Source organism: Erythrobacter sp. W302b, from assembly GCF_046452395.1.
Lineage (GTDB): Bacteria > Pseudomonadota > Alphaproteobacteria > Sphingomonadales > Sphingomonadaceae > Erythrobacter.
Window position 1 is genome coordinate 373,699 of record NZ_JBKFDH010000001.1, and the last position, 21,634, is coordinate 395,332.

The 21,634-nt window shown below is 65.3% G+C and carries 20 protein-coding genes; 7 read left to right on the forward strand and 13 right to left on the reverse strand.

Going from position 1 to position 21,634, the window contains the following annotated elements; genetic code table 11:
- Positions 1–14: 14 nt before the first annotated feature.
- The 13 genes from puhE to bchF all read right to left on the reverse strand — a co-directional run bounded on the left by puhE (position 15) and on the right by bchF (position 14,488).
- On the reverse strand, positions 15–824 hold the full coding sequence (gene puhE / locus ACLBKT_RS01815; RefSeq protein WP_410181273.1) for a putative photosynthetic complex assembly protein PuhE: 810 nt from the start codon (positions 822–824) through the stop codon (positions 15–17).
- Positions 818–1,879: a magnesium-protoporphyrin IX monomethyl ester (oxidative) cyclase gene (gene acsF, locus ACLBKT_RS01820; RefSeq protein WP_410181274.1), complete on the reverse strand. Its 1,062-nt coding sequence runs from the start codon at positions 1,877–1,879 to the stop codon at positions 818–820. Before acsF ends, puhE begins: the two co-directional genes overlap by 7 nt.
- Positions 1,876–2,178, reverse strand: a complete 303-nt coding sequence (locus ACLBKT_RS01825) for a hypothetical protein (RefSeq protein ID WP_410181275.1) — start codon at positions 2,176–2,178, stop codon at positions 1,876–1,878. Before ACLBKT_RS01825 ends, acsF begins: the two co-directional genes overlap by 4 nt.
- The gene (gene puhC, locus ACLBKT_RS01830) at positions 2,178–2,666 is read right to left on the reverse strand and encodes a photosynthetic complex assembly protein PuhC (protein ID WP_410181276.1); all 489 of its coding nucleotides are present in this window, start codon (positions 2,664–2,666) and stop codon (positions 2,178–2,180) included. Before puhC ends, ACLBKT_RS01825 begins: the two co-directional genes overlap by 1 nt.
- A complete protein-coding gene (gene puhB / locus ACLBKT_RS01835; protein WP_410181277.1) occupies positions 2,663–3,430 on the reverse strand; it encodes a photosynthetic complex putative assembly protein PuhB in 768 nt (255 codons plus the stop codon). The genes puhC and puhB overlap by 4 nt, the downstream gene beginning before the upstream one ends.
- Complete coding sequence (gene puhA, locus ACLBKT_RS01840) at positions 3,421–4,227, reverse strand: photosynthetic reaction center subunit H (protein WP_410181278.1); 807 nt, start codon at positions 4,225–4,227, stop codon at positions 3,421–3,423. The genes puhB and puhA overlap by 10 nt, the downstream gene beginning before the upstream one ends.
- A 73-nt stretch (positions 4,228–4,300) precedes the next feature.
- Positions 4,301–5,740, reverse strand: a complete 1,440-nt coding sequence (locus tag ACLBKT_RS01845; RefSeq protein WP_410181279.1) for a BCD family MFS transporter — start codon at positions 5,738–5,740, stop codon at positions 4,301–4,303.
- Positions 5,737–6,441, reverse strand: coding sequence for a magnesium protoporphyrin IX methyltransferase (gene bchM / locus ACLBKT_RS01850; protein WP_410181280.1), 705 nt, complete (start codon positions 6,439–6,441; stop codon positions 5,737–5,739). The genes ACLBKT_RS01845 and bchM overlap by 4 nt, the downstream gene beginning before the upstream one ends.
- A complete protein-coding gene (bchL, locus tag ACLBKT_RS01855) occupies positions 6,441–7,337 on the reverse strand; it encodes a ferredoxin:protochlorophyllide reductase (ATP-dependent) iron-sulfur ATP-binding protein (RefSeq protein ID WP_410181281.1) in 897 nt (298 codons plus the stop codon). Before bchL ends, bchM begins: the two co-directional genes overlap by 1 nt.
- A gap of 19 nt (positions 7,338–7,356) precedes the next feature.
- On the reverse strand, positions 7,357–10,998 hold the full coding sequence (locus tag ACLBKT_RS01860; RefSeq protein WP_410181282.1) for a magnesium chelatase subunit H: 3,642 nt from the start codon (positions 10,996–10,998) through the stop codon (positions 7,357–7,359).
- Positions 10,988–12,625, reverse strand: a complete 1,638-nt coding sequence (gene bchB, locus ACLBKT_RS01865; RefSeq protein ID WP_410181283.1) for a ferredoxin:protochlorophyllide reductase (ATP-dependent) subunit B — start codon at positions 12,623–12,625, stop codon at positions 10,988–10,990. Before bchB ends, ACLBKT_RS01860 begins: the two co-directional genes overlap by 11 nt.
- Positions 12,626–12,629: 4 nt before the next feature.
- Positions 12,630–13,943: a ferredoxin:protochlorophyllide reductase (ATP-dependent) subunit N gene (locus ACLBKT_RS01870; protein WP_410181284.1), complete on the reverse strand. Its 1,314-nt coding sequence runs from the start codon at positions 13,941–13,943 to the stop codon at positions 12,630–12,632.
- Complete coding sequence (gene bchF, locus ACLBKT_RS01875; protein ID WP_410181285.1) at positions 13,940–14,488, reverse strand: 2-vinyl bacteriochlorophyllide hydratase; 549 nt, start codon at positions 14,486–14,488, stop codon at positions 13,940–13,942. Before bchF ends, ACLBKT_RS01870 begins: the two co-directional genes overlap by 4 nt.
- Before the next feature lie 251 nt (positions 14,489–14,739).
- On the opposite strand from bchF, the gene ACLBKT_RS01880 reads away from it, so the two are divergent.
- The 7 genes from ACLBKT_RS01880 (at position 14,740) to ACLBKT_RS01910 (ending at position 21,631) form a co-directional block, all read left to right on the forward strand.
- Positions 14,740–15,636, forward strand: coding sequence for a B12-binding domain-containing protein (locus ACLBKT_RS01880; RefSeq protein ID WP_410181286.1), 897 nt, complete (start codon positions 14,740–14,742; stop codon positions 15,634–15,636).
- Positions 15,637–15,648: 12 nt separating this feature from the next.
- Positions 15,649–17,070, forward strand: a complete 1,422-nt coding sequence (gene ppsR / locus ACLBKT_RS01885) for a transcriptional regulator PpsR (protein ID WP_410181287.1) — start codon at positions 15,649–15,651, stop codon at positions 17,068–17,070.
- 241 nt (positions 17,071–17,311) lie between these two features.
- Positions 17,312–18,250, forward strand: coding sequence for a chlorophyll synthase ChlG (chlG, locus tag ACLBKT_RS01890; RefSeq protein WP_410181288.1), 939 nt, complete (start codon positions 17,312–17,314; stop codon positions 18,248–18,250).
- On the forward strand, positions 18,250–19,608 hold the full coding sequence (locus tag ACLBKT_RS01895) for a BCD family MFS transporter (RefSeq protein WP_410181289.1): 1,359 nt from the start codon (positions 18,250–18,252) through the stop codon (positions 19,606–19,608). Before chlG ends, ACLBKT_RS01895 begins: the two co-directional genes overlap by 1 nt.
- Entirely contained in the window at positions 19,605–20,798 is a 1,194-nt protein-coding gene (locus ACLBKT_RS01900; protein ID WP_410181290.1) for a geranylgeranyl diphosphate reductase, read from the forward strand. Before ACLBKT_RS01895 ends, ACLBKT_RS01900 begins: the two co-directional genes overlap by 4 nt.
- A gap of 55 nt (positions 20,799–20,853) precedes the next feature.
- Entirely contained in the window at positions 20,854–21,336 is a 483-nt protein-coding gene (locus ACLBKT_RS01905; protein ID WP_410181291.1) for a TspO/MBR family protein, read from the forward strand.
- Positions 21,337–21,349: 13 nt separating this feature from the next.
- Positions 21,350–21,631 (forward strand): hypothetical protein, encoded by a 282-nt coding sequence (locus ACLBKT_RS01910; protein WP_410181292.1) that lies wholly within the window; start codon positions 21,350–21,352, stop codon positions 21,629–21,631.
- Positions 21,632–21,634: the final 3 nt, after the last annotated feature.

The window sequence follows — 21,634 nt, forward strand, 5'->3', positions numbered from 1 at the left end:
TCATTGTCTTGCTTTCAATCTTGATTGATCTGCGCCGCGGCCTTCCGCTGCGGCCCCGTCCGTTTTGGCATGGCCCAGCCCCACAGCATCCCGTCACGGAAGGGCAGGGCGAGAAACAGGTGTTCGAGCACGCCGAGCAGGCTCAGCGTGGTCAGCAGGCTCGCGCCGACCATCTCGGCGCTGCCCACCGGCGCTGCGAGCGCGAGGCTTGCGAACCACGCGGTCACGGCTGCAATGCCCACGACCGACAGCACCAGCAGCACCGTCATGCGGTTGGGGCCGAAATAGGTCTTCAGGTAAGCGAGCTGTTCGGGCAGCATTTCCGCGGTGGAATTGGGCACGCCGACAAACAGGTTGATCTTCGAAATCAGCCGCATCGCGAACATCAGCACGAACACGGTCGCGCCGATCTGGTTGGGCACGCTCCATGACAGCGAGATCAGCAGCAGCGCGGTGAGCGCCAAGGCGACCTCGTGATGCATCACGGTTGCGGCAGCCTGGCGGAAGCGGGCAGCGCCGGTCAGCGACGGGTCGCTCACGCCCCGGCGTGGTCCGGCCGACGCGCCGGTGAGGAAGGAGAGTTCGTGCCAGCCCCACACCATCAGCGCACCGATGAAGGCCAGATACACCGCCCAGACCTCGGTCGAAAGCGAGGCAACAAGGATCACCAGCAGCCCGGCAATCCCCACCACACTGCCCACCAGAAGGCTGGTCGAGAAGGTCGCGCGCTCACGGTTGTCCGCCCAGGCAATCAGCCCGGTTGCGACAAACCAGATCGCGACCGTCACGATGAACGGCACAATATGGCCGCTCCAGCTTACCACGCGGGCTGAAGCCGGATCGAAGCGGGCAGCGCGTTCGGCTTGGGCTTTTGCAGATACATCTTGGCAAAGGCGAGGCCGGCCCCGGCCATGCCGGACGCGCGCTGAATCAGGCCGCCGATCCCCCCGCGCGCCTTGCCTTCTTCGATGCGACCGGCAGCGAGGCGCAGTTTTTCCATCTGAATGCGGAAGGCAGGCGCATCAATGTCCAGTTCCACCGGGAAGACCTGGCGGCTGATCTGGTTGCAGATCGCAAACACCTTGTAGCCATATTCGGTCGGATCGACGCCGAGCGCGGCGTGGAACAGCGGGCGGTTGTGATCGCGCACATACATCGTGGCGTAAACGGAGAGCAGGAAGAAGCGCACCCACAGCTTGTTGGCGCCTTCCAGAAGCTTGGGATCGGCGCGCAGCAGCATGGCGAAGGCCTCGCCATGGCGGAACTCGTCGTTGCACCACTCCTCGAACCAGTCGAAGATCGGGTGGAACTTGTGCTGGGGATTGGCGGCGAGGTGGCGGAAGATGGTAATGTAGCGCGCGTAGCCGATCTTCTCGCTGAGATAGACGGCGTAGAAGATGAACTTCGGCTTGAAATAGGTGTATTTCTTGGTCTTGGTCAGATAGCCGAGGTCGACGCCGATGCCCGCATCCTTGAGGCTTTCATTGATGAAGCCGGCATGGCGGCTTTCATCGCGGGCGAGCAGGCGGAACAGCTGCTTCACGTCCGGGTTCTTGGTGCGCTTGGCGATTTCGGCATAGAGCACGCAGCCCGAAAACTCGCTCGTCATCGAACTGACGAGAAAATCGGTGAACTCCTTGCGCAGCGCAGGTTCCAGACCCTCGATCACACCCTTGAAGCGGTCGGAATGCTTGAAGTGCAGCTTGTTGGGATCGCCCACCATGTCGGCGATCAGCTGGTCCCATTCGCGCCGCACGGGGCTGATGTCGATGGCATCGAGCGCGTCGTAATCGGTGGTGTAGAAACGCGGGGTCAGCATCGTGTCCTGCGTCGCGATCGCCATCGCCTCTTCGCTGGTCATCGGCTTGTAGGCGTTCATTTGATCCTCCCGGCATTGAAACTGACTTCGTAAAGCTCCGCCAGATCGAAATAGGCGGCCAAGCGCGTGAGCCCGCGGGCCAGCGGACTGGCGCGGGTCACGGTGGCGCGGCGTTCAAACACCTGGCGCGTGCCAAACGGGATCTGGATCGGCGCTCCGTGAACGCGGACCTTGTCGCCCGGCTGCATTTCGACATCGTCGGCGAGTTCGACATGGGCGTGGAAATGCTCGGAGCTCTGCTCGACCGTGATCGTGCAGGGCGTTTCGAACGAGCGTGCGGTGATGAAGGCAAATGGCATTACTGCGCCGTGGTCTTCGCGGTGAGCAGGTTGGCATAGACCGCGCGGTTGTCCGGCCCGAAAGAGCTGACTTCCACGCTGCGCCCGGTGACCGGGTCGCTGAGCGTGAGCGTGTCGTTTTCCCACCGGGTGAGGGTGAAGGGCACCGCCGGTCCTTCCCCGCGGATGCGGCGCTGGTGGACGAGGCTGCGCACAGTGGCGCGGATGAAGCCGCCTTCGCCCGGGCCGAAGCGGCCGAGCACTTGCGCGGTGGCGCCGTCTTCGACGCGGACCGTGCCGTCCTCCTCGTCGAAAAAGCGCAGTGTCACCACGTCTGCGGCCTTGATTCCGGCTGCGGCCCGCGCCTCGGCCGGAACCGACTGACGTTCGAAGAAGCCGAGGGAGACAGCCGAGGTCAAGGCCAGCGCGATCGCAACCATCCCGCCCATCAGCAGCAGCGGCGCCTTGTGGACGGTGACTTCGTCCTTCTCGTATTCGCGAACGATCATGCTGGTGCTCCCTCAAGACCCTGTCCGGTCCGGCCCATCACCGGGGCGAGACGTCCGGCCGCAGCCGCACCTGCGCCCTGACCGGCGTGTTGGACGCCGGCGGGGGCGGCTTCCTTGATCTCGGTCAAATTCCGTTCGATCGCGCCATATTGTGCGCGGGCATCGCCGATCATCTGTGCCACGCGCGCCGCGTCAGGCACGGCGCGCAGCATCGGCTGAGGCATCGCATAGTGGAACGGGCGGACATGCGGCCACAGCAGCAGCGTGCCGAGCAAGCGCTCACCGGCCAAGGCAAAGGCGATGTCGCCGTAGCCCTTGCCGCGTAGGCGCAAGTTCGCCGCCGTGATCTGCTTCAGCGGCAGGTTGATCCGCGTCTCGATCGCCATGCCGATGCGCATGATCATCCGCGCGTCGGTCAGGATGTAGAGCGTGGTGCGCGCGCTCGTCCAGGCGAGCAGATAGAGCAATCCGACCAGCACCAGGCCCAGCCCGGCCGCGACCAGCGCCGCGGTCGTGTTGCCCGTCAGCACCGCGATCACCGCCAGGGCCGCCATGTAGGCACCGGCCTTGTGCGCATGGAACGCCGAGCGCGCCAGCAGGCCGACCGCAGGACGGCCCTTCCACAAAACCTTTTCCTCAGGTGCCGGCGTGCCGATCCGGTCGCCGAATGCCTTGGGCCCGTCATTCTCAAGCGAGGCGTGATCGAGGCCGGGCAGCAGCGACGTTTCCGTCGCCGCTGCACCTGCGGTTGGGTTCAGATCCATGCTTCAGACCTTTCGGGAGTCGCATACATGTAACCGCCACCGAAATAGGCCTGGACGCGGTCTTCTTCGTAGCGGGTGATGATGCCGGCGGTTTCGAGCGTCGGTGCAGTCTCGAACTGCGCGGCGGTGATGGCGTCGATCTCGACGAACTTGGGCTTGTCGTCGATGATCGGCAGCAGCGCGTCGATCAGGCCGTTGCCGTGGACCTTGGCGACCATCATCGGCGCCAGCACCTTCTTGCCGGTGGTGGTTTCGACTTCGAGGTAACGGATCAGGTGTTCGGCCTGATCGACCCAGATATCGCTGACCTTGCCCACGGTCACGCCGTCGGCAGCAACCACCGGCCAGCCGACCAGCTGCGGATCGTTGGGCGAGACGATGATCTCATGGCTTTGGGCGATCGGAACGATGCGCGGACGGCCATCGAAGGTGAGGTCGGGATATTTGGAGCGGTTGGCAAAGGCGGCCGGGCCCATGCCGTCGAGCATCGGATTGCCCGTCGGCACCAGCGGCGCGCCTGCGGAGCGGAAGGCCGGCACGCCGGGGACGTTGATATCATCGCGGGCGACGTCTTCCGGCACATAGGTGCCGCGGCCGTTCGGCAGCTGGAAGGTCTTCTTGCCGGCATCAAACAGGCTGCCGGGGTGAATCTTGCCGGTGCCCTCGTCTTCGAGCGGATAGCCTTCGCGGCGGCTTTCGCGGTTCAGGTAGAACACCAGAGCGATGAAGAAGCCGAAAAACAGCAGGAAGGTGAGTTCGGCAACATCGAAGGTGCCGACGATATAGGCAGCGTTCATTTCATATTCCTCTCATGGAACAATCCGGCTGAGGCGGAGCCGGGCAAGGATCGGGACGGGCGGGCACAGGTAATCATGTCGGAAACTCAACGAGCCCAAAGGGCTGGGCGAGCGGGTCTTCGGCGTCGTCCGGCAGGCGGCGCTGGTGGCTGACCAGCGGGCCGATGGCGGCAAGGCCGATAAGCAGAAGAGCGATCTCGAGGATGTAGACCGTGCCATAGCCGGTGGCGCGCATGGCGATGCTGGCGGTCTGGTCGCCGCTTTGCAGCAGGGCTGCGATGCCGTCGCGCAGCAGGCCGCCGATGGCGATCCCGAAGCCCGCGCAGGTCGCCTGCACCGCGCCCCATGCGCCCAATGCAAGGCCTGCGGTCTGGTGCTTGGCCAGGCTCATCGCTTCCATCAGCGTGCCGACCGAGAAGAGTCCGAGGCCGACGCCGATGGTCAGCGCACCGGCATAGAGCATCAGCGGCGCGCCGAAGGGGCCGGCGAACAGCACCAGCAGAAAGGCATTGATCCCGATCACCAGTCCGGCCCCGGCAAGCCGGAGCGGATCCCAGCCGCGTGCCAGCGCCCGGCCCGACAGCATGAACCCGAACAGCGAGCCGAGCGCCCATGCGCCCGTCAGTCCCGTGGTCGCGCCGACCGAAAGGCCGAGGATTTCGCCGCCATAGGGCTCCAGCAGCGCGTCCTGCATCGCGAAGCCCGCCGCGCCAATGCCGATCGCGGTCAGGAGCCGCGCGTTGCGGCCATCGGTGATGAAGGCCTGCCAGATTTCCCGGAACGTCGCCGTCTCGCGATCAGGCGCGGTGACGGCCGGGTTGCGCGCCTCCTGCTTCCACAGGGCGACCACGTTGAGAATGACCGTCAGGAGCGCGCAGCCCTGGATCACCTGCACCAGCTTGGTCTCGCTGTAATCCGACAGCACGCCGCCGATCACGAAGGCGGCGAACATCATGCCGACCAGCAGCATCACGTAAAGCAGCGCGACCGCGCGGGGGCGCTTGTCCTCCGGCGCAAGGTCGGTCGCCAGCGCGAGGCCAGCGGTTTGCGTGACATGGAAGCCGACGCCGGTCAGCAGGAAGGCCGCGGTCGCCGCGACCAGACCGATTTCGAAGCGGTCGGTGGTGCCCAGCAGCAGCAGCGCGAAGGGCATGATCGCTAGGCCGCCGAACTGCATCAGCGTGCCGAACCAGATATAGGGCACGCGCCGCCAGCCGAGCACCGAACGGTGCGTGTCGGACTTGTGGCCGATCAGCGCGCGGAACGGCGCGGCAAACAGGGGCACGGCGATGAGCAGGGCGACCAGCCAGGTGGGCGTGCCAAGCTCCACCACCATCACCCGGTTCAAGGTGCCGTTGAGCAGCACCATCGCCATGCCGACGCTCACCTGAAACAGCGCGAGGCGCAGCAGGCGCGGCAGCGGCAGGTCCACACTCGCCGCATCCGCAAACGGCAGCAGCTGGAAAACCAGCGCTGTCCAATGCGGTGGGGGAGGGCGGACGGGTTGGGTCATCCGTGGCGCACCAGTTCCAGAGCCTGCGAGGTGTAGAACCCGCTGCTGATGCGCTGGGTGCGGCCGATGCTCCAGCCTTGCAGGCGGGAAAGCCGTTCGCGCAGATCACCCTCCGCCGTTGGAACGATCGCGGGCGAGCGGTCGGACTTGGGGAAGAACTTGCCGACTTCGTGCATCGCGCTCAGCAGGCGCGTGCGCGGGGCGAAGGTGAAGAGGATCGATCCGGTGGTGCGCTGTGCCAGCTGGGTCAGGGCATCGACGAGATCTTCGGGCTGGTAATGGATCAGCGAGTCCATCGCCACCACATGGGCAAAGGCGCCCAGTTGCGGATCGAGCATGTCGCCCGAGCGCCAGTGGATCCGGCCATGGCCGATGAACGAAGGCGTGCGCTGGCGGGCGACTTCGACAAGGCCTGCGGCGACATCGATCCCGGTGACCTCGGCGCCGCGGCACGCCGCTGCAACCGCCAGAGAGCCGGTGCCGCATCCGGCATCAAGCACCTTGGTGCGGCGCAGGTCGGTCGGCAACCAGTCCAGCAGATTGGCACGCATCGCATCGCGCCCCGCGCGCACGGTCGCGCGGATGCCGCTCACCTTCGCGTCGGAGGTGAGATCGATCCACGCCTGACGCGCAGTGCTGTCGAAATAGGTCGCCAGCGCCTCGCGCCGGTGATCATATTCGGATGAGTGCCGGGTCGCCATTATTCAAACCCCAGGAAGTCGAAGATGTCGCGGTCCTTCATCGGCTGCGCCGTGGAAGGATCGACACCGGCCCACAGCATCGCGGCGAGGCGCAGATATTCGTCCTGCGCGGCGACGACCTCGGGATCGTCACCCATCTCGAACAAGGTGCACTTCTTCAGGCGCGAGCGGCGGATCGCATCGACATCGCGGAAGTGCGCGAGGCGGGGCATCCCGACCTTTTCGCAGAACCGGTCGATCTCGTCGGTGTCCTTGCTGCGGTTGGCGACGACGCCGGCCAGACGCACATCGTAGTTCTTCGATTTCGCCGCGATCGCCGCCACGATCCGGTTCATCGCGAAGATCGAGTCAAAATCATTCGCCGCCACCACCAGCGCGCGTTCGGCGTGTTGCAGCGGGGCCGCAAAGCCGCCGCACACCACATCGCCCAGCACATCGAAGATCACGACGTCGGTTTCTTCGAGCAGGTGGTGCTGCTTCAGCAGCTTGACCGTCTGCCCGACGACATAGCCGCCGCAGCCGGTGCCTGCCGGAGGCCCGCCCGCCTCGACACACATCACGCCGTTATAGCCTTCGAACATGTAGTCTTCAGGCCGCAGTTCTTCCGCGTGGAACTCGACCGTTTCCAGCACGTCGATCACGGTCGGCATCAGCTTCTTGGTCAGCGTGAAGGTGCTGTCATGCTTGGGATCGCAGCCGATCTGGAGCACCCGGTGGCCGAGCTTCGAGAAGGCGGCCGACAGGTTGGAAGACGTGGTCGATTTGCCGATCCCGCCCTTGCCATAGACCGCAAAAACCTTGGCACCCTTGATCTTGTCTGCCGGGTCCAGCTGGACCTGGACCGAGCCGTCGCCATCGGGCGGGCTGAAGGAGGATGAGGGGCTGTGCAGGTTCATGATGATCTATCCCTTGAATTCATTCTGCCGGGAACACGCCTTCGAGGCGGTCCTCCAGCTCGTCATTGGCTTCGCGCAAGGCGGCCAGCGTGGCCTCGTCCGGCGCCCACAGGTTGCGGTCGCAGGCTTCCAGCAGCCGGTTCGCCACGCGGCCCGCGCTCTTGGGGTTGAGCGCCGACAGCCGCCGCCGCATGTCGGCGTCCAGCACGAAGGTCTCGGAAATCTTCTGGTACACCCAGGGCGCAACCTGGCCGGTCGTGGCGGACCAGCCGAGCGTGCTGGTCACATGACCTTCGATCTGGCGCACGCCTTCGTAGCCATGTTCGAGCAGGCCCTCGAACCACTTGGGGTTCAGCGTGCGGGTGCGGGTTTCAAGGTCGATCTGCTCGCCGAGCGTGCGCACCTTGGTGCTGCCGCGCGTCGCATCGAGGATATAGACCGGCGTTTCCGCCCCCTTGGCCCGTGCGACCGAGCGGGTCACGCCGCCAAGCCCGTCGACATATTGGTCGACATCATTGATGCCGAGTTCGACGCTCTCGAGGTTCTGGTAAGTGAAATCCACCGTGCTCAGAGCGCTTTGCAGCAATTCGCGCTGCTGCACCGGCTTGCCCGAAACCCCGTAGGCAAAGCCCTTGTTGCTTTCGAAGGCATTGGCGAGTTCGTCGGGATCGGCCCAGACACCGCCTTCGATCATCTGGTTGACGTTGGCGCCGTAAGCGCCCTCGGCATTGGAGAAGACGCGGAGCGCAGCGGTTTCGAGGTCGCAGCCGTGCTTTTCCATTTGCGCCAGCGTGTGCTTGCGGACGAAGTTGGCCTCAATCGTCTCGTCTTCCGCGCGGCTGGCGAGCAGCGCGGCTTCGGCGAGCATCCGGGTCTGCATCGGCAGCAGATCGCGGAAGATGCCCGAAAGCGTCATCACCACGTCGATCCGCGGACGGCCGAGATCGGCCAGCGGGATGAGTTCCGCGCCGGCCAGACGACCATAGGAATCGCGCCGGGGCCGTGCGCCCATCAACGTCATCGCCTGCGCGATCTGGACGCCTTCGGACTTCATGTTGTCGGTGCCCCACAGCACCATCGCGATGCTTTCGGGGAAGGGCTCGCCGCCGTTCACATGGCGCGCGATCAGCTGTTCGGCCTGTTCCGTGCCCAGGCGGCAGGCATAGGCCGAGGGCATCAGGAACGGATCGAAGCCGTGGATATTCCGGCCCGTGGGCAGCACATCGGGGTTCACCACCACATCGCCGCCGGGGGCGGGCTGGACATAACCGCCATCCAGCGCGTGGATCAGCGCGCCCAGTTCATCCGAGGAATCGAGCTTGGCCGCCAGCACCGCGCGCTCCGGCGTCGGGCCATCAAGGCTCCCGGCCTCCATCATCGCATCGAGCATGTCCTCGCGCTCAAGCCCTTGCGGGTTGCGGCCGAGGATGTGCAGGCCATGCGGGATCAGCGCCGCTTCCATCTCGTAAAGCCGCGCGGGCAGCTCGCCGATGTCGGCATAGGTGATGTCGAGCGCTTCGCACTGATCGGCGACCAGTTGGGCAAGGTCGGCACGCTCGGCGGCATGGTCGGCATCGTCGATCGTGGTCCGCCAGCGCTCGACAGTGGCCTTGAGTTCCACCAGACCCTTGTACAATCCGGCCTGCGCCAGCGGCGGGGTGAGATAGCTCACCAGCGTCGCGCCCGAGCGGCGCTTGGCCAACATCCCTTCGGACGGGTTGTTGGCGGCGTAGAGGTAGAAATTGGGCATTTCGCCGATCAGCCGGTCCGGCCAGCACTGCCCGCTCATCCCCGCCTGCTTGCCGGGCATGAATTCGAGCGCGCCGTGCGTGCCGAAATGGAGGATCGCATGGGCGCCGAAGTCTTCGCGGATCCAGCGATAGAAGGCGCTGAAGGCATGGGTCGGGGCGAAAGTACCCTCGAACAGCAGCCGCATCGGATCGCCTTCGTAGCCGAAGCCCGGCTGGACGCCGACGAAGACATTGCCGAAATGCGCGCCCTGAATGAGGATATTGCCGCCATCGGACAATTGCTTGCCGGGGGCGGGGCCCCATGCGGCCTCAATTTCGGCGAGGTGCTTTTCGCGCCGCACGTGTTCATCGGCCGGGATGCGGTGGGCGACGTTGGCATCGGTGCCGTAGCGATCCGTGTTGCCCTTCAGCAGCGCGTCCCGCATCGCATCGACGCTTTCAGGAACGTCGACGGCATAGCCATCGGCGCTGAGGCGCTGGAGCGTGGCGTAGAGCGATTCGTGCACCGCCATGAAAGCGGCCGTGCCGGTGGCCCCGGCATTGGGCGGGAAGTTGAACACCACGATCGCGAGTTTGCGGGCGGCCCGCTCGCTCTTGCGCAGCTGGATCAGTTTGACAGTGCGCGCGGCCAAGGCCTCGGCGCGTTCCGGGCAGGCCTGCATCGGGCGGGCCTTGTGCGAGGCAGGACGCGCGCAATTGCGATCACAGCCGGTGCAGCCCTTGTCCGAATTCCCCGCACGACCGCCGAACACGCTCGGCGCAGTCGCGCCGTCAAGCTCCGGCAGAGCGACCATCATGGTCGATTCGAGCGGCAACAGGCCCTGCGGACGGTGCGCCCAATCCTCGATCGTCTGGAACTCGATCGCGTGAGCGGCGAGGTAGGGCAGATCAAGCTTGCCCAGCACGTCGCGTGCGGCTTGCGCATCGGAATAGGCGGGCCCGCCGACGAGGCTGAAGCCGGTGAGGTTCACCACCGCATCCACCGTGGGCTTGCCATCCGGGCCGACGAAGAAGGCTTCGATCGCCGGGCGCGCATCGAGCCCGCTGGCAAACACCGGGACAACCTTGAGACCAGCGGCCTCAAAGGCGGCAATCGCCCCGTCATAATGCGCGCAGTCGCGGCCGAGCAGGTAGGAGCGCAGCAGGATCAGCCCGACCGTGCCGTGCTGGCCATCCTCGCGCGGGAGAAGGCGCAGGCTTTCGGAAATGCGCTGCTGGGTGCGCGGGTGATAGACCCCGGTTTCGGGATATTCGAGCGGGGCTTCGGCCTTGGTGATCCCGCGACGATAGAGCCGCTCACCGGCGGCATAGCGATCAATCAGGGCGCGGACCATCGCGACGACGTTCTCGTCCGAACCGGCCAGCCAATATTGCAGGGTGAGGAAATAGGCGCGCACATCCTGCGCGGTGCCGGGGATGAAGCGCAGCAGCTTGGGCAGGCGGCGCAGCATCTTCATCTGCCCCGCGCCCGAATTGCCGCCGGGCTTCCCCGCATTGCCGCGCAGCTTCTTGAGCAGCGCGAGCGGGCCCTTGGCCGGCGCGTCCATCCGGTAGGCGCCCATCTTGGTCAGGCGGACGACTTCGCCCGCCGACATCAGGCACACCATCGCGTCGCAATCTTCGCGCCGCGCTTCGAGGCTGGGGAGGATCGTGCGGATGTGATCGTCCAGGAACAGCATCGTCGCGATGACGATGTCGGCGTCTGCGATGGCTGCCTTGCAATGTTCAAGCTCGCCCGCGTCGCTGCCCCATTCGGAGGCGGCGTGCAGGCTGAGATCGATACCCTCTGCCGCCAGTGCCTCCTCGGCCCGGTCCACTGCGCCTTTGAGGTGATTGTCGAGCGTAACGATCACCACCCGGACGGGCGCGCGCGGGTCCACCGAGGAGGCCGAGGCGACATTACCGTGCATAATGCGCCTTGGCGTCATAGAGGGTTTCGAGGTCGATCTGACGGCGCCCCTCGGCGGCGGCGAAATTCTCGGTGTTGCGGCGCGCCTTGCCGCGCACGAAGAAGGGGATCTTTTTCAGCTCCCGCTCGGCCTCGGCGGTCCAGAGTCTGTCCTCCCCTGCAAGGGAAGGGGGGCCATCCGCCAGATGGTGGAGGGGCACGCCCGGCTGATCCGAAGGGGCAAGATCTGCAAAGGCGGCGGGTGCCTCACCACCACCGCGGATCGGGTCCGGGGTGGTCCCCCTCCCCCGGTGGGGGAGGATAGCGGCGTGATGCGATGCGCCCGCTTCGTCGGAGAACTCGAAATCCTCGCGGAACATGGTCAGCAGGTGCTCTTCCAGCCCCATCACCAGCGGATGGACCCAGGTGTCGAAGATCACGTTGGCACCCTCGAACCCCATCTGGGGCGAATGGCGCGCGGGGAAATCCTGCACGTGGACCGGCGCCGAGATGACCGCGCAGGGGATGCCGAGCCGCTTGGCGATGTGCCGTTCCATCTGCGTGCCCAGCACCAGTTCGGGCGCGGCGGCGGCGATGGCGTCTTCGACTGCGAGGTGATCATCCGTGATCAGCGCCTCGATGCCGCAGCGCGCGGCCTCTGCGCGGACTTCGCGCGCAAATTCGCGGGCGTAGCAGCCGAGGCCGCAGACCTCGAAGCCCAGCTCCTCGCGCGCGATCCGGGCGGCGGCGACCGCGTGGGTCGCATCGCCAAAGATGAAGACGCGCTTTGAGGTCAGGTAGGTCGAATCGACCGACCGTGACCACCAGGGCATCCGGGAAGAGGTGTCGCCGAGGGCAGGCGTGGGATCTGCACCTGCCAGCTCGGCGACGTCGGCAATGAAGGAGCGGGTGGCTCCCACGCCGATAGGGACGGTCCGCACTGCGGGCTGATCGAAAGTCTTTTCGAGCCAGCGGGCGGCCTCATCTGCGATTTCGGGGTAGAGGACGATGTTGAAATCGGCGTGACCGATCCGGGTGATGTCCTCCGGGGTGGCACCCAGCGGAGCGACGAGATTGATCTCGACGCCCAGCAGGGCAAGAATCTTGCGAATCTCGACCAGATCATCGCGGTGGCGGAAGCCCAATGCGGTCGGGCCGAGGACGTTGACGCGGGCGGCGCGGCCTTCACGCGGCGCGCGCACCACCGACTTGTCGGCGAGGGTGCGGACGATCTGGTAGAAGGTTTCCGCCGCGCCCCAGTTTTCCTTGCGCTGATAGCTCGGCAATTCGAGCGGGATGACCGGACAGGGCAGGCCCATTGCCTCGGACAGGCCGGCCGGATCGTCCTGGATCAGTTCGGCAGTGCAGGACGCGCCGACGATGATCGCTTGCGGCTTGAACCGCGTGACTGCCTCGCGTGCAGCGTCCTGAAAGATCTGCGCAGTATCCTTGCCCAGATCGCGCGCCTCGAAGGTGGTGTAGGTCACCGGCGGACGCTTGCCGCGCCGCTCGATCATCGTGAACAGCAGGTCCGCATAGGTATCGCCCTGCGGTGCGTGCAGGACGTAGTGGAGCTTCTCCATCGCCGTCGCCACGCGCATCGCGCCAACGTGCGGGGGGCCTTCATATGTCCAGACGGCGAGCTGCATGGCGCTATACCTCCAGAAGGTCGCGCCGCCGCAGCGGACGGGCAAAGAGTTCGGCGAGATCGGCGGCCTGGTCGAAGCCGTGGATCGGCGAGAAGACGAGTTCGATCGCCCACTTGGTGGTCAGGCCCTCGCCCTCAAGCGGGTTGGCAAGGCCGAGGCCGCAGACGGTGATATCGGGCCGGTCGGCGCGCACGCGGTCCAGCTGGCGCTCGACATGCTGGCCTTCGGAGAGGCGCACGTTCGGGCCGAAGCTTTCGAGCTCGCGGGCAAGGTGGGCGCGGTGGAGATAGGGCGTGCCGACCTCGACCAGCTCCATCCCCAGCTCGTCCTGCAAATAGCGGGCGAGGGGAACTTCAAGCTGCGAGTCGGGCAGGAAGGAGATGCGCTTGCCTTCGAGCTGCGGGCGCAGCTTGGAGAGCGCGATGCGCGCCCGTTCGCGGCCGGGGGCGAGCACCTGTTCGGTCAGCGCGGCATCGACGCCGAATTCGCGGGCGGCGGCGCGCAGCCAGTCTGAGGTGCCCTCGACCCCGAAGGGGAACAGCGCCTCGATCCGCTTCGCGCCGCGCCCTTCCAACGCCATCGCGGTCTCGCCAAGGAAGGGCTGGGCGAGGAGGTAACGGGTGTTCGGCCCGACGCTCGGAAGCTCGCGGGCATTGCGTGCGGGCAGACAGCCGACGCGGCTGATGCCGAGATCGGCGAAGAGGCGCAGGAACTGGTCCTCGACGATGTCGGGCAGGCTCCCGACGATCAGCAACTCGGCCGGAGCATCGGCGGGCAGGGCAGGCATCACCGGCACCAGCGCGGCAAGACAAGCGTCTTCCCCTTGCGTGAAGGTCGTCTCGATCCCGCTGCCCGAATAGTTGAGGATGCGCACCCGCGGCATGTGCACCGCGCCGAGGCGCTGGGCGGCCTTGGCGAGATCGAGCTTGATAACCTCCGAGGGGCACGAGCCGACGAGGAACAGCGTCTTGATGTCGGGGCGGCGTTCCAGCAGGCGGTTCACCACCCGGTCAAGCTCGTCCTGTGCATCGACCATGCCGGCAAGGTCGCGCTCTTCCATGATCGCGGTGGCAAAGCGCGGCTCGGCAAAGATCATCACGCCGGCGGCCGATTGCAGCAGGTGCGCACAGGTGCGCGAGCCGACCACGAGGAAGAAGGCGTCCTGCATCTTGCGGTGCAGCCAGATGATGCCGGTGAGCCCGCAGAAGACTTCGCGCTGGCCGCGTTCGCGCAGCACCGGGCGCGCAGCCGCGACTGCGGGGCCAGTGTCGCGGGCGAGTTCGGCCGCGCAGCCATCGAGGATGTCAGCCACGCTCATGCGGCCACCGCCGTGTTGGAAAGGCTGCCCTGTAGGCGCGCCATCCGCAGCTTCCAGATGAACTGCCCGGCGTTGATCACGTAAGCGGCATAGCCCGCCAACGCGACCAGCATCCGCTGCTCCAGGGTGCCGATCTCGCCCAGCAGCAGCACCAGATAAAGGCTGTGCAGGGCCAGCACGAGCATCGAGAACACGTCTTCCCAGAAGAACGCGGGGGCGAACAGCCATTTGCCGAACACCACCTTCTCCCAGATCGAGCCGGTGATCATGATGGTGTAGAGCACCAGGGTCTTGATGACGATCGAGACATCGGCCGCGAAGGCGCCGTCACCCGTGGTGAGCGTGCGGATTACAAGGCCGAGGCTAACGAGAAACACCAGAAACTGCACCGGGGCCAAGACGCCCTGAACAATGGTCCAGACGGACTGGTCGCGGCGCTGCCGTTCTTCGGCGGTGTAAAGCGCGCCGGTATTGCCCCTATCGTGGCCCGCCCCCTTCGCCGTGGTTCCGGGTTCGACCGGGGATGCTTGATCCGTCCGAGTCATGTGATGCGTTAGCCTTTTCTCTCAGACTCGGAGATTACCCTTTCCAACTTAAGTGTCAACTGGATTGGACGTTTAGTTTTGTTGACGATTACGGATTCCCCGGTAAGGTCATTTGCGCCACGCCGGGAAAAAGCGTATTTAGAGTCGCCGGTCCTTCGGGATCAGGTCTGCAGCCGATCGATGTTGGGTTGTGTTGGGTTGGTACACCTCCTGCGGAAGGTTCGTCCGCAAGACCTTGGAGGGTCTGACGAATGGGAGAGTCCAAGGCTTCGAGCATGTTTGGTGCAGGATCGGCAGTCCTGCGGGGGGTCATTTCGGCGCCACTTGAAGCGGTGCGCCGACGCGGTTCTGTCGCCAGCCCTGATCAGCCGGATTCCGTCAATGCGATCATCGAGGGTGAGATCATTCCTCGCCTGTTGATGGCTCATGCCAGCACCGACGCTCAGCCCCGGTCGAAGCGATCCCGAACCATTTCCGCGGATGAGGCTTCGCGTTTCGCCGTTTTGCCGCTGCGGCTCGAAGCGGCGAGCCTGCTCGAAGAGGTCGATGCCTTCATCACCAAAGGCGCCAGTGTCGAGACGATCTGCCTCGATCTGCTTGCCCCCGCCGCCCGCAGGCTGGGCGAAATGTGGGAAGCGGATGAATGCGATTTCCTCGATGTTACAATGGGCTTGTGGCGATTGCAGGAAGTGATGCGCGAGGTTGCGGCACGCTCGCCCGCCGTGATGGGTGGGGTTACCCTGCCTTACTCCGCGCTGTTCTCGCCGATGCCGGGTGACAACCACAATTTCGGCACGCTGATGATCGAGGAAGTCTTCGCTCGCGGCGGTTGGCGCAGCGAAGCGCTGGTCAAGCCTGAGCGGCGCGAATTGCTTGATCGCCTTGCGCGCCAACCCTTCGATCTCATCGGATTGACCCTCGCCCGCGATTGTCCTAGCACCGCACTTGGCAACCTGATCAAGGCGATGCGCAACGTATCGGCTAACCCTCACATCATCGTGCTTGTCGGCGGACGAATGATCAACGAAAACCCCGGAGTTGCGATTGAAGTGGGTGCCGATGGTACAGGAGCGGACGCGCTGGCCGCGCTCGAACTGGCGAATTCGCTGATTAAGACCGCTGCTACCCGTCATCTGAACCTGTTGTAGGTTCGATCAGCGATGCTCACCCGCAAACACAGCATTGAAGGCAAGCACCCGTTCGGGAAGGCGGCCGAGCTGTTCAACACCCTTGATGCCGACGCGGCGATGAAGCTGGCGATGGTCGCGGGTGACGTGACGTTGGTCCTGGACGATACGGGCACGATCCTTGATGCGGCGTTTGATCCGCGCGAGTTTCCGGCCTTTTCGGAATGGGTCGGGACCAATTGGATCGAGACGGTGACGGACGAAAGTCGCCCGAAAATCATGGAGATGCTGGCCGCCGCCCGGCGCGGCGAAGTGCAGCATTGGCGGCAGGTCAATCACCCGTCGCGCGATGGTGACGTGCCGATCCGCTATGCCGTGCTGAGCGTCAATGGTGGCGAGCACCGCATCGCCTTTGGCCGCGATCTGCGGGAAGCGGGCAAGTTGCAGCAGCGGTTGCTGCAGGTCCAGCAGTCGCTTGAACGCGATTACCTCAGGATGCGCCAGCTTGAGTCGCGCTACCGGATGCTGTTCGAACGCTCGACCGAGCCGGTGATGATTGTCGAGGCCGGCACGCTGCGGATCCGCGAGGCGAACCCGGCAGCGCATATGCTGGTCGGCACCCGCATCGGGGGGCTGCCCGGTAAGAAGCTCCTGACTTTCATCGACAAAAATTCGTATGATGCGGTCCAGTCGCTGGTCGGCGCGGCGCTGGTTTCGGACACGGTCAGTCCGGCTCGGATCCGCATCGCTCGCGGTGCACGCGAAGTGATGGCGACGGTCAATGGGTTCACCCAGGATCGCGGCCAGTTTCTGCTCGTGCGGCTGGTCCCGGCAAGCGATCGTCCGCCGCTCGAATCCTCACCGGTCCTGACGCTGGTCGATCAGATGCCCGATGCCTTTGTGGTGGCTGACAGCAATCTGGAAATCGTCACCGCCAACGCCGCATTTGTCGAGCTTTTGCAGGCCGCTAGCGTCGATCAACTGCGCGGGCGGCATCTGTCGGAATCGATCGGTCGGCCCGGGATCGACCTCGATCTGATCGAAGGCCAGATCGACCAGCATGGCGCCGCGCGCAACGTCGCGACGATCCTGCGGGTTGGCCATGATATCGAAGGCGAAGCGGTTGAATTGTCAGCCGTGCGTACCTCGGGCGAAGATGGCTATTATGCCTTCGTGATCCGTCCGATTGGACGCCGTTTGCGCGACCTGCCGCCCGGTGCGCAGGATATGCCGCGCTCCGTCGAGCAGTTGACCGAACTGGTCGGGCGGATGTCACTGAAGGATATCGTGCGCGAAAGTACTGATCTCATTGAGAGATTGTGCATCGAGGCGGCGCTCTCCTATACATCCGATAACCGGGCATCGGCCGCGGAAATTCTCGGCCTTTCGCGCCAGAGCCTCTATTCCAAGCTGCACCGTTACGGGCTTGGTAACCTCGCCGGCGACGGCGAGTAACGGCGGGCCCGGTAGGGCCTTGAGCCTCGGCACTTCGGAACACGTGCCTCCGAAGCAGGTCAATCTGACGCTGAGGTCGGGCAAGGCGCGCTCTGGCAATGATTCCGATCGCGAACCTGACATGTCCGAATTGGACATAGGTCGGACGCATTGACTTAAATGAACGAAAAAATCGGGTTATCGCGGGATATAAGTGTCAAAATAATTTGACGCCTATGGTTGTCAGGCATAGCCTTCGATCATGGAGCACTCGGTACCTTCGACTCGCACAGTGCCCAGCCCGGCGCCAAGTTCAGGCCCGCGCCCGCGATCGGCGCCCGGGCCGCGCGATGTGCTCGAACTGCTCAAGCCGATCACCTGGTTTCCCCCGATGTGGGCCTTCATGTGCGGCGCGGTATCGTCCGGTGCCGGGCTGGAGGGCCGCTGGTGGTTTGTGGCGGGCGGCGTTTTGCTGGCAGGACCGCTGGTGTGCGGGACGAGCCAGGCGGTCAACGATTGGTTCGACCGCCATGTGGACGCCATCAACGAACCGCACCGCCCAATCCCCTCGGGCCGGATTCCGGGGCGGTGGGGGCTTTACATCGCCATCATCGCCACGCTGATATCGGCCGGAATTGGCTGGCTGCTCGGCCCACTGGTGTTCATGGCCGGTCTGGTGGGTCTCGCCTTTGCCTGGGCCTATTCCGCGCCGCCGCTGCGCTTCAAGGCCAATGGCTGGCTCGGCCCACTGGTATGCGGGTTAACCTATGAAGGGTTGAGCTGGTTCACGGGCGCTGCCGTCATGCTCGGCGCGATGCCTTCGGTCCACGTCATCAGCGTGCTGGTGCTCTATTCGCTCGGCGCGCACGGGATCATGGTGCTCAATGATTTCAAGGCGGTCGAGGGTGACCGTCAGACCGGCCTGACCTCGCTCCCGGTCGTGATGGGCGTGGGTCCTGCGGCAAAGCTGGCCTGCGTCACGATGGCCACCGCGCAGATCGCGGTGATCGCGCTTCTGGCCGCGTGGGGCTATAGCTTGTCCGCGCTGATCGTGACTGGCGTGCTCGCCGCGCAGATCGCCGCGATGCCCAAGCTGATCCGCGATCCGGCCCGATATGCGCCGTGGTATAACGGCGTGGGCGTAACGCTCTATGTGCTGGGAATGCTGGCAGCGGCGCTGGGCATCGGAGGCTATATCTGATGCACGCCCCGCTCGCCGCGCCGGTGACAACCAAACCCGGGTTCGGCTGGTTGGGGATCATGCGGATTGGCCTTGTGCAGGCCGCGATCGGCGCGCTGGTGATGCTGACCACCGCGGTGCTCAACCGGCTGATGATCGTCGAGTTCCAGCTGGCAGCGGCCATCCCCGCCGGACTGGTCGCATGGCATTATGCGGTGCAGCTCGGCCGTCCGCTGTGGGGACATGGTTCCGACAAAGGGCGCTCCCGCGTGCCGTGGATCATTGGCGGGCTGGTGGTGCTGGCCGCTGGCGCGCTGCTGGCGACCCAAGCGACGCTGATGATGGCGAGCACTTTCCCCGCCGCCTTCGCGCTGGCCGTGTTTGCCTATGCGCTGATCGGTGTCGGCGTGGGTGCAGGCGGGACGTCGGCGCTGGCGCTGCTCGCGTCCGGCGTTGCGCCGGAACGGCGCGCGGCGGCCGCCGCCGTCACGTGGATCATGATGGTGGGCGGCATTGTCGTCTCGGCGATCACCGTGGGCGAATTGCTCAAGCCCTATTCGCCTGAGCGATTGCTCGAAGTGGCGGGCGGACTGGCGGCGGTGACGATTGCCGTGACCGTGCTGGCAACCTTCCGGCTGGAGCGGCAGGCGGGCCAGTTCCGCGATAGCGACGAGGACGCGCCCGCGCCCGATTTCCGCGCTGCCCTTGCCGAAATCTGGCATGAAGCCGCGGCGCGGCGATTCACCATCTTCATCTTCGTGTCGATGATCGCGTTCTCGATGCAGGACCTGATCCTCGAACCCTTCGCAGGTCTGATCTTCGGCCTGTCACCGGGGGAATCGACCAAGACCGTGGGACAGTTCCATCAGGGCGGCATCCTGATCGGCATGATCATCGCCGGGATTGGCGGCAGCGCCTTTTCGGGCAAGCGGGCGGAAGGTCTGCGCCCGTGGGTGGTGGGCGGTTGCCTTGCGTCTGGGCTGGGGCTGGGCGCGCTCGGGCTGGCAGCGGTCAACGGGCCGCCGTGGCCCTTGGGGATCAACCTTTTCGTGCTCGGCTTCGGCAATGGCGTGTTCGCGGTTGCCGCGATCGGGTCGATGATGGGTCTGGCCGGCGCGGGCGAGAAAACCCGCGAAGGCGTGCGCATGGGCGTGTGGGGGGCCAGCCAAGCGATTGCCTTCGGGCTGGGCGGACTGATTGGCGCGCTGGGTCTCGATGTCGCGCGCCGGACGCTCGAGAGCGATGGCGCAGCGTTCCAAGTTGTTTTTGCCGTGGAAGCGGCCGCCTTCGTGCTTGCTGCTCTCTTGGCAGTGAAGGCCACGGGCGGGGCAGCGATGCGCGCCGCCATGATCAAGCAGAAGAGGGAGGTCTTCGCATGAACCAGACAATCTATGACGCGGTCATCATCGGCGGTGGTCCGTCCGGCTCGACTGCGGCGACCGACCTTGCGCTTGCCGGACATTCGGTGCTGCTGATCGAGCGCGGTGGGCGGATCAAGCCGTGCGGCGGAGCCATTCCGCCGCGGCTGCTCGCCGATTTCGACATTCCGCAAAGCCTGCTCGTCGCCAAGGCGCGCTCCGCCCGGATGATTGCGCCCTCCGGCCGCGCGGTCGATATGCCGGTCGGCGAAATCGGCTATGTCGGTATGGTCGACCGTGAGGAATTCGACGAAGCCTTGCGGGAACGCGCGCGCCACTCCGGCGCCGAACGCCTGACCGCCACCTTCGAGAAGATCGAGCGTGACGACAAGGCTCACCCCATCGTCACCTTCCGCCGCAGCCGCGGCGCGCCGATTGAAAGCGTGCGCGCCCGGGTGGTGATCGGCGCGGATGGTGCGCGCTCGGCCGTGGCCAAGCAATGCCTGCCGGGTGCCGAGCGCATCCCCTGCGTCTTCGCCTACCACGAGATCATCAAGTCACCGCCGCGCAACACCGACCAGTTCGATGCCTCACGCTGCGATGTCTATTATCAGGGCCGCCTCTCGCCCGATTTCTACGCCTGGGTGTTCCCGCATGGCGACACGGCGAGCATCGGGGTGGGCAGCGCCAACAAGGGCTTCAGCCTGCGCGGGGCGATTGCCACGATGCGCGATGACCTGGGGCTGGACCGCTGCGAGACCTTGCGCCGCGAAGGCGCGCCGATCCCCTTGAAACCGCTGAAGCGCTGGGACAACGGCGCTGACGTGATCGTTGCCGGCGATGCAGCGGGGGTTGTCGCGCCTGCATCGGGCGAGGGCATCTATTACGCGATGGTCGGGGGGCGGCTGGTGGGCGAGGCGGCCGCGGCCTTCCTCAAGACCGGGGACGCCAAACACCTGCGCTCCGCGCGCAAGGCCTTCATGAAGGAGCATGGCAAGGTCTTCTGGGTGCTCGGGATCATGCAGTATTTCTGGTATTCGTCCGACAAGCGGCGCGAACGCTTCGTCACCATGTGCGATGACAAGGATGTGCAGGAGCTGACCTGGCAGGCCTACATGCACAAGAAACTGGTACGCGCCAAACCGATGGCGCACATCAAGATTTTCCTCAAGGACACCGCTCACCTGCTGGGCCTGCGTCCTGCGACCTGACCATATCGGCGCGCTTTCCGTTGCAGGTTGGCAGGTGCGACTCTAGGCTCGTGCAATGAACCGGATGATGATCATTCCCGTGACCGTTGCGACGGTCGCGGCGCTGTGTGTCGCTGCCCTTGGCGCGACTGTTACCGATCTGGGCCCGTGGTATCAGGCGCTGGCGAAGCCTGACTGGAACCCACCGGATGTGGTCTTCCCGATGGGCTGGACGGTGATCTATGCCTTGATCACGGTTGCCGGGATCACCGCCTGGCGCACCGCGCCGACATCGGCGGCGGCGGAGTGGGTGGTGGGGCTGTTTGCCCTGAACGGCTTTCTCAACATCAGCTGGAGCCTGATCTTCTTCCGCCTCCAGCGGCCCGACTGGGCGTTTCTTGAGGTCACGGTGCTGTGGCTCTCGATCCTTGCGATCATCCTCTATTGCGGGCGCTTCTCCAAAGCCGCCGCGCTGCTGCTGGTGCCCTATCTGGGCTGGGTGACCTTTGCCGGGGCGCTCAATTGGGCGGTGGTGCAGCTGAACGCCCCGTTCGGCTGAGGCTGAGTGCGCCATGCCAGGCGGAGGGCTCACCGAGATCCTGTTCGATAACGGCCACGCCGCTGACGTGATTCTCGGTGTGCTCGCGATCGAGGCGGCTTGGCTGCGCTCTGCGAAAGGCTGGAGCTGGAGGGCGATTGCCGGTCTGCTGGGCCCGGCGGCGCTGATCGTCCTCGGCCTGCGTGCGGCGCTCGTGGAAGCCGACTGGTGGTGGATCGCCTTGCCTTTGGCGGCGTCGCTGCCGCTCCACCTGATGGATCTGCGCATGCGGTTCAAGGCGGGATCACCCCAGTAATCC